Genomic DNA, 14,722 nt, shown 5'->3' on the forward strand with positions numbered 1-14,722 from the left:
TTTCCAAATTTATGAAGTAATGGAGGCTTAGCCTCCATTATTTTTATCTCAATTTATATTGTAAGTGTGCTGGAGGGCTCCATGGCTGTAGCTGCCAATAAACGTTCTGTGATGACGCTATTTTCAAGTGCATCTGATTTGTATAGCCATCAGGTTCGTATCGTTCTAGCTGAGAAAGGTGTCAGCGTAGAAGTTGAGCTGGTAGATGAAAACAACCTTCCTGCAGAGCTAGCAGAGCTAAACCCATACAAATCTGTCCCAACGCTTGTGGACCGTGAATTAGCACTGTATGACTCTAAAATCATTATGGAATACCTAGATGAGCGTTTCCCTCATCCGCCACTAATGCCTGTTTACCCTGTTGCTCGTGGTAGCAGCCGTCTAATGATCTATCGCATTGAGCGCAACTGGTACTCTCTTGCAGAAAAGGTTGTTAAAGGTAACGCAGAAGAAGCAGAATCTGCTCGCAACAAGCTACGTAATGACCTGCTGATGCTTGGCCCGATCTTCGGCGAATACGACTACTTCATGAGTGAAGAGTTCAGTTTGATCGACTGTTACCTAGCACCATTGCTATGGCGTCTGCCTTCAATGGGAATTGAGCTTTCTGGTCCTGGTTCAAAAGAGATTAAGGTATACATGAACCGCGTATTTGAACGTGATTCATTCCTAGCTTCTTTGACAGAAGCAGAGCGTGAAATGCGCCTGACTCGCTAATAGGCTGGTTGATGGACGTTTCTAACATGACGCCGAGACGCCCTTATCTGTTAAGAGCGTTCTATGAGTGGTTAGTGGATAATGATCTCACTCCTCACTTGGTTGTTGACGCCACGATGAGTGGCGTACGTGTACCGATGGAGTTTGTTCAAGATGGTCAAATCATTTTGAACGTGGCTCCACGAGCCGTTGGTAATCTAGAGCTGGGTAATGAAGCGATTATGTTCAATGCTCGCTTTAGCGGTCGCCCTCATTCAGTCATTGTTCCGTTATATGCAGTTCAAGCAATCTACGCACGTGAAAACGGTGCGGGTACGATGTTTGAACCAGAAGAAGCATATGCTGGCAGTATCGAAGAGGAGGATTTCGACTCTGGTGATGATTTGGTTGAAGGTAATGAACATTTATCGGTAGCGACTGAAGAGCACCTTGAGGCTGAAACGGCGGATCCTGAGCCTGCTCCAAGACCTAAGGGCAAACCAAGTTTGCGTGTGGTCAAGTAGCCAACTTCGGAATTGAATATCAAAAAGCAGCGTATTAACGCTGCTTTTTTACATTTTAGACACGGTGTCAGCTTGCTTTAATCGCCGTATTGAAAGGCTCTAACGACTTTTTTTACACCAGAGATGTTTCTCGCGACTTCAGTGGCGACATCGGCATGGTGATGAGAGACGTAGCCAAGCAAAAACACCTCTTCATCTTCAGTGATCACTTTGACTTTTACGCCGTTAAGTTCTTTCTCTGTCAGCAATGCTGATTTTACCTTGGTGGTTATCCAACTGTCTCGGCTGATCCCGGAAACGGATAGAGGTTCGCGCTGACGTACTTGGTCATACACCTGAGTAACGCCTTCGATACCTTCGACATCATCGATGAGTTCGGCGATTAAGGTTTCATCATTGGTTTGCCCCATTAACACCACAATCCCTTTATAGGAGCTGCTAGTGACACGTACATTATCCACATAAGGGGCTTTACTGGTGATGGAGGCAACCTCAAATTCAATGTTGTTGTCACGCCACATCTCAGATGTTGAGCGGGTATCGGTGACAATCGTTGCAGTTGTCGCTGCGCCAGCAAGGAACAACCCTGCACACCCTGTCAGGGAAAACGTTAATGCGGCGGCAGCTAAGAGTTTTAGTAACTTCATTGTTTACTCTTCATGGGCTGGGAATAAAACCTGATCCACCAAGTCACATAAGCAGTGTAAAGTCACCATATGTACTTCGTGGATTCGAGCCGTACGATGTGATGGAATACGGATTTCGACGTCGTTCTCACCCAGCAGGCCCGCCATTTCACCGCCATCTTTACCAGTAAATGCAATGATGGTCATGTCACGAGTTACTGCCGCTTCCATCGCTTTAATGATGTTTTTGCTATTACCACTGGTTGAAATCGCCAGTAGAATATCGCCAGGCTGACCAAAGGCTCGCACCTGCTTTGAGAAGATCTCATCATAATGGTAGTCATTAGCCACTGCCGTCAGTGTTGTGTTGTCTGCGGTGAGGGCAATGGCTGGTAAACTGGGTCTTTCTGTCTCAAATCGATTGACTAGACAAGAGGTAAACAACTGGGCATTCGCAGAGGAGCCCCCATTACCGCAACACAGCACTTTGTTGCCATTAAGCAGGCTTGTCACCATCGCTTGTGCAGCATGCGTTATCGCATCAGGCAAGGCTTCTGCTGCAGCGATTTGAATTTGAATACTCTCTGTAAAGCTGTCTTTAATGCTGTCTAGCATCGATAAATCCTAATATGTGTCGGTTAGTGCGCTCTTATACCACTCTAATTGTTGGCCTTGCTGGTGAAGGGCAACCACGTCAAATCTAATATCGGTGCTATGGAGGGATAAGTTATTTTTCATTAGCCATAGCTGCGCGGTTTTTATTACCCGTCGCGCCTTAGTCGCAGTGACGGCTTCAGCAGCATGACCATATTTTGCATGTTGGCGGTATTTTACCTCAATAAACACGATGGTTGCATTATCGCGCATGATAAGGTCGATCTCGCCACACTTAGCTCGAAAATTACGAGTAACGAGCTTCAGACCTTGGCGTTGCAGATGTTGCATTGCCAAGGTTTCGTAGTGTTGTCCGGATTGCTTTTTGCTGTTTGAATGCAGTGTCACTGGAGACGCCTGCTTCAAGCGGCTAAAAAGTCCCATACTCCGCCCAGCTAATTTCTCGTTCCACTACACATTGGTCATCAATGCTCAAGCGGCCGGTATTGCCATCAATTTGAGTACCTGGCACTACTTTCATTTGTGGTAGATCTAACATCAGCAGGTAAGCATCCATACCGAGTGCTTGCAAGCGACGCTGTGCTTTCGATCCTTTTGGCCACAGATTGCTCATTTGGGCTTGGAGACTTTCATCAGGTTGAATCAGCAGAGGAATATCACTGAAGGTGACGCCCGTTAGGTCTTCATACTGCTTCGAGCTACTATTGCTACGCGAGCTTGAAAATAGTTTTGGTGGCGTCGTATCTGGGTTAATCGCCACCTCAATGAATGGCTTGATGAGTGTCAGATCAGAGCTATCCGCGACGATGTAAACCGAGTCAATATCACGTCGGCTGCGGGCTTGAGTTTCGAGTTCAGTGTCGAGAATGGTCGACATCTGTGCGATGCGCTGTTGGCTCTGTTGCAGACCAAATACGTTATTGATATTGCGTTGTAGCTGATTTTTGTCAGCGAACAGATCAACCGCTGCCGGAGTATCAGCTTGCTTCGCCCACTCCTCTTGGAATGCACTGCTCACGCGTTTTCCAAGATTATTATTTGGCGCGAGGATAAGCGGGAACTGGAAGCCCTCATTCGCTAAGTATTTCGCTGCTTGTGCTACTTCTTGCTCTGGTGACAGAGCGAGATAACAGGTACCAAAGCCATCTTCAATATCGTCAGGGATATTGAGGGCGAGAGTAGGGATTGGCGCTGGCAGGGTCGCTTGTGCCTCTTGAAGCATCTCTACACTGCTCTTTTTCAAGGGCCCGACGATGAAGTCCACCTGGTTGTCGACCAACTGCTGTTTCAGCCCTTGGCCCGAGATATCCGTGGTGTCGATCAGAATAAGATGGCTATCAGGATCGCGATTTTCGTCATTCATCATCGCCAAGATAAAGCCATCGCGAATGAGTTCAGATTGGCTCTTATACTTACCGCTTAATGGCAACAACAGTGCAGTCTTTGATGGTAAGGTAATCTCAAGGGCTAACACTTCGTTGATCGCTTTTGGTGTATAGAAGGCCGCAGGGTGTTGCGAGTTACTGTCTAACCACTGCTCAAGTGAGCCTTTGAGTCCGCCGATATTGCCTTTTTGGCTTCTAAACAGACGTGCGAGCTCTAACCAGCCAGCCAATATAACTTCGTTTTGGTTCACTGCCAAGCGGTTGATTTGCACGCTATCGTATTGAGATAAGTTACTCCAAATTCGTTCACTGATGAGCGGTTGACTGGAAGCCGGCGCATATTGTGCCATCGCAACGAGTTCACGGTTAGCATTAAAGTAGCTCGCTTGTTGCTCAAACAGGTCAGCACGCAGTTCGTAATACTCTTCCCATTGCTCGACGGGTAAGTCCCAACTTGATTGGAAGTTCAAAGCCGTGAGTGCGGTTTGATATTGGCCGAGTTGGGAGTATAGATCAGCGCGACTGAGTTGCCACTCCGCTTGCTGGATCGGTGAAAGTGATAAGCGTTGGATGCGCGTTATCAGGCGGGAAGCAAGTTCGTCATCACCCTCTTTGATCGCAGCTTTCAGTGCCATGATCAGCCAATCTGCTTGAAGGCTATTCTGCGTACTATCGGCACGAATAAGGTAGGTTTGAGAATCTTGAATAGGATCTTGAGTAATATCGACACTCTCAGGGACAGTCGGGGTCGATGAACAAGCCGCAATTGTCATTGCTAGTGCTACAGGAGTGAGTAAGCGTGGTACACTCCACTTTTTATGATTCTTTTTTGCCATGCGCTCTATTCTTGTGCGTGTTAAATTTAATCTACACCCTTCATACTTGAAGACGTAGCACGGGTATTAATAGTTGAAACACTCATTGGTCTCTTTTGCCAGTCGAGTGAGTCATTCTCGCCGCAGTGCTGCCACGAGATAAGTATTTAAGGTATATAGTAATCGCTGATGTGATGGTAAACAAATGACCGACAGTAAAACAATCCCTAACGACCTTCCTACGCTCTATATTGTACCAACTCCAATTGGTAATCTAGCGGATATCACACAACGTGCTATCGATGTGCTCTCTTCTGTCGACTTGATCGCAGCAGAAGATACTCGCCATACAGGTAAATTATTGTCTCACTTTGGTATTAACACCAAAACTTACCCTTTGCATGATCACAATGAGCAGCAAAAAGCGCAAGCCTTAGTTGAAAAACTGCAGCAAGGAATGTCGATTGCTTTGGTCTCCGATGCAGGGACACCGCTGATCAGTGACCCAGGATACCACTTGGTTAATCAATGTCGTCAGGCAAATGTTAGGGTTGTGCCATTACCTGGTGCTTGTGCCGTAATCACTGCATTAAGTGCATCGGCGTTGCCTTCAGATCGTTTTAGTTTCGAAGGTTTTTTACCGGCTAAAAGTAAAGGTCGAAAGGACAAGTTCCTTGAAATAGCCAAGGTTGAGCGTACGTGTATTTTCTATGAGTCACCACATCGAATTTTAGATTCATTGGATGACATGCTGGCCATTTTGGGCCCTGAGCGTGAAGTGGCGATTGCCCGTGAGCTAACCAAGACTTTTGAAACAATTCGCAATATGCCGTTAGGAGAGCTAGTTGAGTGGGTTCGCAGTGATGAAAACCAACAACGTGGTGAGATGGTGCTATTGGTTCATGGCTTCCGTGAGGAAGCGAGCGATGAGATTCCTGATGAAGTAACGCGTAGTTTGTCGATTTTGGTTAAAGAGCTGCCGCTCAAAAAAGCCGCCGCAATGTGTGCTGAAATTTATAATTTGAAGAAAAATGCTCTGTATAAATGGGGTCTAGAAAACCTCGATAATTAATGATTTGGCTTGGGTTGGAGTTTTACCTAGACACTTAAGTGATAACTCTATACAATCCGCCACCGGAGCTGACTGGGTAGTCGCTGCTTTGTTGATGTCCTTCGGGAGACTGACGTTGAAGTCCTTCGGGAGACTGACGTTGACGTCCTTCGGGAGACTGACAAAGGGGAGGAAAGTCCGGGCTTCAAAGAGCAGGGTGCCAGGTAACGCCTGGGGGGCGCAAGCCCACGACAAGTGCAGCAGAGAGAAGACCGCCGATGGCCCTAGGGCACAGGTAAGGGTGAAAGGGTGCGGTAAGAGCGCACCGGACGACTAGCAATAGCTCGTTGCAGGGTAAACTCCACCCGAAGCAAGACCAAATAGGCCTCCACATTGCGTTGCTCGCGTAAGGAGGCGGGTAGGTTGCTTGAGCCAGTGAGCGATTGCTGGCCTAGACGAATGGCTACCACCGCGCGAGCGGAACAGAACCCGGCTTATATGTCGGCTCCACCTATTCGAGACCCACCATGACATCTGTTATGGTGGGTTTTTTGCTTTTTGCTGACGAAAATGTCTCGATAAACCGTAAACTTAGCGAGAAATCACAGCCTGTGTAACGCTAATGGTAGCGATATGACATTAAATCAGTACACTGGATAACAAATATTAACGATTATTATCGCCTACGCTTTATTTACGTATGCAAGGCCCAATGAGATAACCATGAGCGAATCTTTCCAACACATTTCTGTTTTACTTAATGAATCTATCGATGGTTTGGCGATCAAACCTGATGGCATCTATATCGATGGTACGTTTGGCCGTGGTGGGCACAGTCGCACGATTCTTTCAAAGTTGGGCGAGAATGGTCGTCTTTATAGTATTGACCGAGATCCGCAAGCGATTGCTGAGGCAGGTAAAATCGACGACCCACGCTTCACCATTATTCATGGTCCATTTTCAGGCATGGCGGAATATGCAGAGCAATACGGGTTAGTCGGTAAAGTCGACGGAGTGCTATTGGATCTTGGTGTGTCATCACCTCAGCTAGACGATGCCGAGCGTGGTTTTAGCTTTATGAAAGACGGCCCGCTAGACATGCGTATGGACCCAACGACAGGTATCTCGGTTGCTCAATGGTTGATGGAAGCGGATCTCGATGACATTACTTGGGTGATTCGAGAGTTTGGTGAAGATAAACATGCTCGACGCATTGCCAAGGCCATTGTTGCGTACCGTGAAGACGAAGAAAATGAATCTCTGACTCGCACTGGGCAACTAGCAAAGCTTATCTCAGATGCGGCGCCAAAAAGTTTCAAAGAGAAAAAGCACCCAGCAACTCGTGCTTTCCAAGCGTTTCGTATCTACATCAACAGTGAGCTTGAAGAGATCGATACGGCACTAAAAGGTGCAGCAAGTATTCTAGCGCCGCAAGGACGCTTATCCGTCATTAGCTTCCACTCGTTAGAAGATCGTATGGTGAAGCGTTTTATTCGTAAAGAGAGCCGCGGTCCTGAGGTACCACATGGTATTCCAATGACTGAAGCTCAAATCAGCGCTCTGGGTAGTGCGAACTTGAAAGCCGCGAGTAAAGCCATTAAGCCTTCAAAAGAAGAAGTCGAGATGAACCCACGTTCACGTAGTTCAGTGCTACGTTTGGCGGAAAAACTTTAAGAAAAACGACCAATGAGTGATAAAGCGCCTAACCTTGCCAAAATCATCGCCATGGATGTACTCACTGTCGGGCGCTTACCTCTATTGCTCATGCTGACCCTATTGGTGAGTGCGATGGGCGTTGTGTTTGTGACACACCAGTCTAGAACGGCGATTACTGACAAAGATGTCACTCTGGTCGAGCGTGAGCGTCTTGGAAATGAGTGGCGCAATTTGCTGTTGGAAGAGACAGCGCTCGCAGAACATAGCCGCGTGGAACAACTCGCGATTCGTGAACTTGAAATGAAAAGACCAGATGCTGATAAGGAAGTCTTGGTATCTCTAAAATGACCGCAAAGTCCCGCGTAAAACAGAAAGATTCTGAACCAGATAACACAGCAGCAGAAGCGCCACTCATACGTTGGCGCTTCTATCTTGTGCTTGGCGCCGTATTTATTATTTTTGCCGCTTTGGTTGGCCGGATTGGCTATATTCAGATCATTGAGCCAGACAACTTGATTCGCCAAGGGGATATGCGCTCAGTGCGTGCCCAAACTCTCCATTCAGCACGAGGCATCATCTCCGACCGCAATGGTGAGCCACTGGCAGTGAGTGTACCCGTTGAGGCTGTATGGGCGGATCCTTACACTATTTTCAAAGAAGGCGGCCTAACGGATATTGAACGTTGGTATGCCTTGGCTGACGTGCTTGGTATCGACCGAGAACGAATGCTTGAGCGTATCTCATCGAACCCTAATCGCCGCTTTGTTTACCTTCAACGCCAAGTAAGCCCTGCAATGGCAACTTATATACGAGAGCTCAAGTTGGCCGGGGTTGGGCTGAAAGCGGAGTCTCGACGTTATTACCCGTCAGGGGAGGTGAGTGCACATCTTATTGGTGTAACGGGCATTGATGGCCATGGCTTAGAAGGCGTTGAGCGCAGTTACGATAAATGGTTATCTGGTGAAGCAGGCAAACGTATTATCCGTAAAGATCGCTATGGCCGAGTCGTTGAGAATATTGCCCTTGAAGAGCGTGAAGAAGGTAAGCCTCTCGATCTTACGATTGATCAACGCTTGCAGGCGATCGCTTATCGAGCGATCAAACAGTCAGTGGCTGATCATCGAGCAACCTCCGGATCTGCGGTGTTATTAGATGTGAAAACCGGTGCGGTGCTTGCGATGGTGAATGCCCCCTCCTATAACCCGAATAACCGTAACGATCTCCAAAGTTTTAAAATGCGTAATCGTGTGATTACCGACGCGTTTGAGCCGGGGTCAACCATTAAACCGTTCGTCGTCTTAGCGGCTTTGCAAAACGGCACCGTTGATTACGATACGGTGATTGATACCGGCAATGGCATCATGCCACTGGGTGGCAGCCGAGTGCGAGACACTTCTAAGGTTGGTAAGGCCGATCTCACCACCGTGTTGAAAAAGTCGAGTAACATTGCGGTGGCCAAGATGGCGTTAGATATGCCGTTAGAAGACTTACTGGATATGTACAGTGACGTTGGATTTGGCCAAACCTCAGGTCTTAACTTGATTGGTGAGAGCACGGGTATTTTTCCCAACCGTCGTCGTTGGTCACAGTTTGAAATCGCGACACTTGCCTTTGGTTACGGCCTTTCCATTACGCCACTTCAGTTAGCCCACGCATATGCGACGTTGGGCAACTATGGTGAGTACCAGCCTGTTCATATTATCGAGAACAATCAACAAGACCTATCACGTCAAGTGATTGATCCTGAGCATGCAAAGAATGTCCTAGCGATGCTGGAAACGGTAACGCAATCAGGAGGTACCGCCACAAGAGCGGCGGTACCTGGCTATCGTGTTGCTGCAAAAACGGGTACCTCTCGAAAAGCGGCAGCAGGTGGTTATAGTGACGAATATTTTGCTTATACCGCAGGGGTAGCACCAGCCAGCGATCCTCGCTTGGCACTAGTGGTGGTTGTCAATGAGCCACAAGGTGATAACTATTATGGTGGTTCAGTGGCAGGCCCTGTCTTTGCTGACATAATGAAAGGGGCGTTACAAATCTTGAACGTAACGCCTGATGAAAATCGTTTTAAGAACGAGTAAAGGAAATCACAGTTGCAAACTCAATCTGTAGATTTGGCGTCGTTAGTTGCGCCATGGTTAGATTTATCAAGCTCACCTTATGCTGATAAAGCCGTAGGGGAGTTACACCTAGACAGTCGTCAGATTAAAGCCAATGATACGTTCGTGGCGATACCAGGGCATCAGGTTGATGGCCGCAGCTTTATCCCAAAAGCAATTGAGCTAGGGGCAGCCATCGTTTTATCTCAGGCCAGCGATGCCCATCCCCACGGTGAAATTGAGGTAGTGGAACATTGTGTGATCGTGCATATCGCCGAGCTCAATCAGCATTTATCACAGTTAGCGGGTCGAAAGTACACGCATCAAAATAATCGGTTGATTGGCATTACGGGGACCAACGGTAAAACCACAATCAGTCAGTTGATTGCTCAATGGCTCATCCTCGCAGAGCGTAAAGCAGCGGTCATGGGAACAACAGGCAATGGTTTTCTGGATGACCTTAAACCAGCCGCAAACACGACAGGCAGCGCAATTGAAATTCAAAGAACGCTCGCTGAACTTGATCAGCAAGGCGCGCAATATACTGCGTTAGAAGTGTCTTCTCATGGTCTTATCCAGGGGCGTGTTGCGGCGCTCGAGTTTCAGGTTGGTGTCTTTACCAACCTTAGCCGTGACCACCTCGACTATCACGGAACAATGCAAGAGTATGCGGGTGCCAAACAGAGACTCTTTACGACTCATCGTTGTCATGCGGCAGTCATTAATGCCGATGATGATGTTGGTAAGCAGTGGGTTCGAGAGGTTGATGGCGCGATTGCCGTCTCTCTTGGTCAACACCGAGATAACAATGGTGTGTTTGCAACCCGAGTTGACTACGCGACCAGTGGAATCACGATTGAATTTGATGGCTTTGCAGGCTCAGGTAGACTTCATGTACCACTGATTGGTGAGTTTAATGCGAGCAATGTGCTGTTGGCATTTTCCACGCTGTTAAAACTCGGTGTGACCAAGCAAGTTCTGCTTGATACCGCAGCTCAGCTTAAGCCAGTTCTAGGTCGAATGGAGCTATTCAGTCAGCCACGCAAAGCTAAAATTGTGGTGGATTATGCACACACGCCAGATGCGCTGGAAAAGGCACTAGCCGCGCTTCGTGTTCACTGTGAAGGCAAACTTTGGGTCGTTGTCGGCTGTGGCGGTGACAGAGATAAGGGTAAGCGCCCTATGATGGCAGCCTCGGCTGAAAAGCTGGCTGATCATGCCATTTTCGCTGACGATAATCCGCGCAGCGAAAACCCTGCGGCAATTGTCAGCGACATGCTAGCGGGGGTGACCAACCCAGAAGTCATTACCGTTGAGCACGATAGATTTGCCGCAGCGCAGTACGCGATAGAGCAAGCGAGCGATAAGGATATTATCTTATTGGCCGGCAAGGGTCATGAGGACTATCAAGTATTTGCTAATGGCAATACCCATTACTCAGACCGCGAGACGGCAGCAACACTGTTGGGGGTTACGCTATGATTGAAGTCACACTGGAACAGATTGCTCAGATCACTGGGGGAGAACTGCATGGTAACAACACCACAGTCAACTCAGTGTCCACCGATTCTCGTCATGTTGAAAGTCAAGGTCTGTTTATCGCTTTGGTTGGCGAACGGTTTGATGCGCATGAATTTATTGATGAGGCGCTGGCGAAAAAGACTGGCGCGGTTCTAGTTGCACATCCTATCGAGCAACAGGTTGCTCAGGTTGTTGTAAAAGACACCAAGTTAGCCATGGGGCAATTGGCTGCTTGGGTGCATCAACAGTGCGATACCAAAACTTTGGCCATCACAGGTAGCTGCGGTAAAACGACAGTGAAAGAGATGTGCGCAGCGATTCTTGAGCAGAAAGGCTCAGTGCTATTTACCGCTGGTAATTTCAATAATGATATTGGTGTGCCTCTGACACTGTTTAGAACGACTCCAGAGCATGACTACTCAGTGATTGAGCTGGGGGCAAATCATGTGGGTGAAATTGCTTATACCACTCAACTGGTGAAGCCAAGTGTTGCGATAGTGAACAATGTCGCAGCTGCACACTTGGAAGGGTTTGGCTCCATTGATGGCGTCAAGAGAGCCAAAGGTGAGATTTACCAAGGCCTGACAGCAGACAAAGTCGCTATAGTCAACTTAGACAGTCAAGGTGAGGCGCTGTGGGGTGACGTTCTGAGTGATAAGCACGTGCTGACGTTTTCTGCGAACAATGAGCAAGCGGATTATTACGCAAGCAATGTCACCGTTAATGAAGATGGGTACCCAAGCTTCCTACTTCATTCACCTGCCGGCGAGCAAAGGGTCACATTAAACCTGATTGGTCAGCACAATGTCGCTAACGCCCTAGCGGCAGCGGCCTTGACGGCTCAATTTGGTGCTACATTGAAAGAGATTGCACATGGCTTAAGTCATCTTGCACCGGTGAAAGGGCGTGTAGAGACTGTTGAGCTAAACGCGAACGTGCGTTTGATAGATGATAGTTATAACGCGAGTGTTCCCGCGGTAAAAGCTGCGATAGAGCTACTGGGTCAGTTTACGGGTAAACGTTGGTTAATTTTGGGCAATATGGCGGAATTGGGTCAACAAAGTCTTGAACTTCACCGTCAACTTGGCGAACATGCTGCCCCATTCAATTTTGATTATATTTTGACGTATGGTGAAGATGCTCGCGTGATCAGCGAAGAGTGCCAAGGCATTCACTTTGACGATCACGATACGATGATCGAGTACATTCGCACCGAGTTAGCGAACTCACTCACTGCGTCACAACAAAAGCACACCTTGCTTGTTAAAGGAGCCAATAGTGCTGGCATGTTTAAGGTGGCAAAAGCTCTTAAGGAGAGAGTTTTATGATTATTTGGCTAGCTGAATTACTCCAGCCATACTTTTCCTTTTTTCGCCTGTTTGAATACCTATCATTTCGAGCAATCGTAAGTATCTTGACAGCGCTGTCTCTCTCTTTGTGGATGGGGCCTCGTTTGATCAAACGTCTGCAAATGTTGCAGATTGGTCAGGTGGTTCGTGATGAAGGTCCTGAGTCACACTTTAGTAAGCGTGGTACGCCGACGATGGGCGGGGTGATGATTCTCACCGCGATTTCAGTGACCATCTTACTATGGTCTGATCTTTCCAACCCTTACGTATGGGCAGTGCTGTTTGTTCTTGGCGGCTATGGCACGGTCGGTTTTGTTGATGACTACCGAAAAGTGGTGCGTAAAAACACAGACGGTTTGATTGCTCGCTGGAAGTATTTTTGGCAGTCGATGATCGCCCTTGTCGTGGCGTTTGCGCTGTATGCACATGGCAAAGATACCGCAGCGACGCAACTGGTTGTGCCGTTCTTTAAAGATATTATGCCTCAATTGGGGCTGTTCTATATCGTGCTGACTTACTTTGTGATTGTCGGTACAAGTAATGCGGTTAACCTGACGGATGGTCTGGATGGTTTGGCCATCATGCCAACGGTTATGGTGGCATCAGGCTTTGGTATCATTGCTTGGGCAACGGGTAACGTTAATTTCGCAGCATACCTAAACATCCCTCATATACCGTACGCATCTGAATTGGTCGTGGTGTGTACCGCAATTGTGGGTGCAGGACTTGGCTTCTTGTGGTTTAACACCTACCCAGCTCAAGTGTTCATGGGCGATGTAGGCTCTCTGGCTCTGGGTGGCGCTCTGGGGACGATTGCCGTGTTGGTACGCCAGGAGTTTGTTCTGGTGATCATGGGCGGTGTCTTTGTTATGGAAACCCTATCGGTGATCCTTCAAGTTGGCTCTTACAAGTTGCGAGGTCAGCGTATTTTCCGCATGGCACCGATTCATCACCACTATGAACTGAAAGGGTGGCCGGAACCACGAGTGATTGTCCGTTTTTGGATCATCTCAATTGTCCTAGTTCTTATCGGTTTAGCGACACTGAAGGTACGTTAATGAATCACTGGCAAGGGATTTCCAATGTGGTGGTAGCAGGGCTCGGTATTACCGGGCTCTCTGTGGTTAATTACCTTGAGAAATATCACCCACAATTAAGCATCAAGGTTATTGATACTCGTCCTAAAGCGCCCAACGCTGATCAATTGTCGAGTTCGGTTGAGCTGCACACTGGGAGTTGGAATCACGTTTGGCTGGAGCAGGCCGATCTGATCATTGCTAACCCCGGTATCGCCTTAGCAACCCCAGAGCTTGAGCAAGCAATAGCCAAAGGCACACCCGTTGTCGGAGACATCGAGGTTTTTGCTTGGCATGTTGAGGTGCCAACGCTAGCCATCACCGGGTCGAATGGAAAAAGTACCGTCACAGATTTAACCGGTGCACTTGCCAAGGCCGCAGGACTAAAAGTCGCGGTTGGAGGCAACATCGGTGTTCCTGCCCTAGACTTGATCGCTGATGACGTGGAGCTTTATGTATTAGAGCTATCGAGTTTTCAGCTTGAAACAACCACAAGCTTGACGCTGCAAGGTGCGGCGTTCTTAAATCTATCTGAAGACCATATGGACCGATACCGTGGCATGGATGATTACAAGCAAGCCAAACAACGTATTTTCGACCACGCTCAAGTGGCTGTCGTGAATGGCGATGATGCCGAGACGCTTCCTACACAGTCTTCACTAAAGCGCAGTATCTTTTCTTTACAAGATCAACAAGCTGCGTATCACGTTGAATTACTCGATGGAAAAGAGTGGCTGGTGGCTCATAATCAGCCCGTTCTGCCTACAGAGAAGCTCTCGCTGGTGGGGCGCCATAATGTCGCTAATGCACTTGCGGCTATTGCCCTGCTAGACACCGTTGGCATTAAACGAGAGAGCTACGTAGCTGAGTTGCAGCGCTATAACGGCCTAACTCATCGTTGTCAGCTTGTGGCCGAGCACGATGGTGTCAAGTGGGTGAATGACTCTAAAGCGACGAACGTCGCGAGCACTCTGGCAGCGTTATCTGGGTTAGAGTGTCAAGGTATGCTCTATCTGCTTGTAGGAGGCAATGGCAAAGGCGCAGATTTCTCTGAGCTACAACCTGTGTTGTCCTCACTCAATGTCACACTTGGCTGCTATGGCGCTGATGGTGATGAGTTTATGGCGTTGCATGACAACGCGGTGCGTTTTGAAACAATGCAGCAAGCGATCGCGGAGTTTGCACCTAAAGCAACAACAGGCGATATCATTATGCTTTCACCGGCTTGTGCAAGCTTTGATCAGTTCCCTAACTTCATGGTTCGTGGGGACGTATTTACCGAAATCGCACAAAGTTGGCACTAACTCAG

General features: G+C 48.1%; 14 protein-coding genes and 1 other RNA gene. 11 read left to right on the forward strand and 4 right to left on the reverse strand.

The window, feature by feature from the left end; translation table 11 throughout:
- Positions 1-81: 81 nt before the first annotated feature.
- Together sspA and sspB are read left to right on the forward strand one after the other, a co-directional pair.
- Positions 82-717, forward strand: coding sequence for a stringent starvation protein SspA (gene sspA, locus GT360_RS02765; RefSeq protein WP_164647402.1), 636 nt, complete (start codon positions 82-84; stop codon positions 715-717).
- An 11-nt stretch (positions 718-728) separates the two neighbouring features.
- A complete protein-coding gene (sspB, locus tag GT360_RS02770; RefSeq protein WP_164647403.1) occupies positions 729-1,220 on the forward strand; it encodes a ClpXP protease specificity-enhancing factor in 492 nt (163 codons plus the stop codon).
- A gap of 77 nt (positions 1,221-1,297) precedes the next feature.
- Here sspB and GT360_RS02775 read toward each other — a convergent pair whose 3' ends face one another.
- From GT360_RS02775 to GT360_RS02790, 4 genes are read right to left on the reverse strand one after another with little or no spacing between them, the layout of a single operon-like run.
- Positions 1,298-1,867, reverse strand: coding sequence for a BON domain-containing protein (locus GT360_RS02775; protein WP_164647404.1), 570 nt, complete (start codon positions 1,865-1,867; stop codon positions 1,298-1,300).
- Between the two features lie 3 nt (positions 1,868-1,870).
- A complete protein-coding gene (locus GT360_RS02780; protein ID WP_164647405.1) occupies positions 1,871-2,461 on the reverse strand; it encodes a phosphoheptose isomerase in 591 nt (196 codons plus the stop codon).
- 9 nt (positions 2,462-2,470) lie between these two features.
- Positions 2,471-2,884 carry a YraN family protein gene (locus GT360_RS02785; RefSeq protein ID WP_164647406.1) on the reverse strand — a complete coding sequence of 138 codons (414 nt, stop codon included), beginning with the start codon at positions 2,882-2,884 and terminating at the stop codon, positions 2,471-2,473.
- Positions 2,871-4,682: a penicillin-binding protein activator gene (locus GT360_RS02790; RefSeq protein WP_164647407.1), complete on the reverse strand. Its 1,812-nt coding sequence runs from the start codon at positions 4,680-4,682 to the stop codon at positions 2,871-2,873. The genes GT360_RS02785 and GT360_RS02790 overlap by 14 nt, the downstream gene beginning before the upstream one ends.
- Before the next feature lie 184 nt (positions 4,683-4,866).
- On the opposite strand from GT360_RS02790, the gene rsmI reads away from it, so the two are divergent.
- From rsmI to murD, 9 genes are all read left to right on the forward strand, one after another.
- Complete coding sequence (rsmI, locus tag GT360_RS02795) at positions 4,867-5,733, forward strand: 16S rRNA (cytidine(1402)-2'-O)-methyltransferase (RefSeq protein ID WP_164647408.1); 867 nt, start codon at positions 4,867-4,869, stop codon at positions 5,731-5,733.
- A 64-nt stretch (positions 5,734-5,797) separates the two neighbouring features.
- An RNA gene (rnpB, locus tag GT360_RS02800) (RNase P RNA component class A) lies at positions 5,798-6,225 on the forward strand.
- A gap of 210 nt (positions 6,226-6,435) precedes the next feature.
- Entirely contained in the window at positions 6,436-7,386 is a 951-nt protein-coding gene (rsmH, locus tag GT360_RS02805) for a 16S rRNA (cytosine(1402)-N(4))-methyltransferase RsmH (protein ID WP_164647409.1), read from the forward strand.
- Between the two features lie 12 nt (positions 7,387-7,398).
- Positions 7,399-7,716 (forward strand): cell division protein FtsL, encoded by a 318-nt coding sequence (ftsL, locus tag GT360_RS02810; protein WP_164647410.1) that lies wholly within the window; start codon positions 7,399-7,401, stop codon positions 7,714-7,716.
- A complete protein-coding gene (locus GT360_RS02815) occupies positions 7,713-9,449 on the forward strand; it encodes a penicillin-binding transpeptidase domain-containing protein (protein ID WP_164647411.1) in 1,737 nt (578 codons plus the stop codon). Before ftsL ends, GT360_RS02815 begins: the two co-directional genes overlap by 4 nt.
- Positions 9,450-9,461: 12 nt before the next feature.
- Positions 9,462-10,949 carry a UDP-N-acetylmuramoyl-L-alanyl-D-glutamate--2,6-diaminopimelate ligase gene (murE, locus tag GT360_RS02820; RefSeq protein WP_164647412.1) on the forward strand — a complete coding sequence of 496 codons (1,488 nt, stop codon included), beginning with the start codon at positions 9,462-9,464 and terminating at the stop codon, positions 10,947-10,949.
- A complete protein-coding gene (locus GT360_RS02825; protein WP_164647413.1) occupies positions 10,946-12,316 on the forward strand; it encodes a UDP-N-acetylmuramoyl-tripeptide--D-alanyl-D-alanine ligase in 1,371 nt (456 codons plus the stop codon). The genes murE and GT360_RS02825 overlap by 4 nt, the downstream gene beginning before the upstream one ends.
- Positions 12,313-13,395, forward strand: coding sequence for a phospho-N-acetylmuramoyl-pentapeptide-transferase (mraY, locus tag GT360_RS02830; protein WP_164647414.1), 1,083 nt, complete (start codon positions 12,313-12,315; stop codon positions 13,393-13,395). The genes GT360_RS02825 and mraY overlap by 4 nt, the downstream gene beginning before the upstream one ends.
- Positions 13,395-14,717 carry a UDP-N-acetylmuramoyl-L-alanine--D-glutamate ligase gene (murD, locus tag GT360_RS02835; protein WP_164647415.1) on the forward strand — a complete coding sequence of 441 codons (1,323 nt, stop codon included), beginning with the start codon at positions 13,395-13,397 and terminating at the stop codon, positions 14,715-14,717. The genes mraY and murD overlap by 1 nt, the downstream gene beginning before the upstream one ends.
- The last annotated feature ends 5 nt before the right edge of the window (positions 14,718-14,722 follow it).

This window comes from Vibrio astriarenae, from assembly GCF_010587385.1.
Classification (GTDB): Bacteria; Pseudomonadota; Gammaproteobacteria; order Enterobacterales; family Vibrionaceae; genus Vibrio; species Vibrio astriarenae.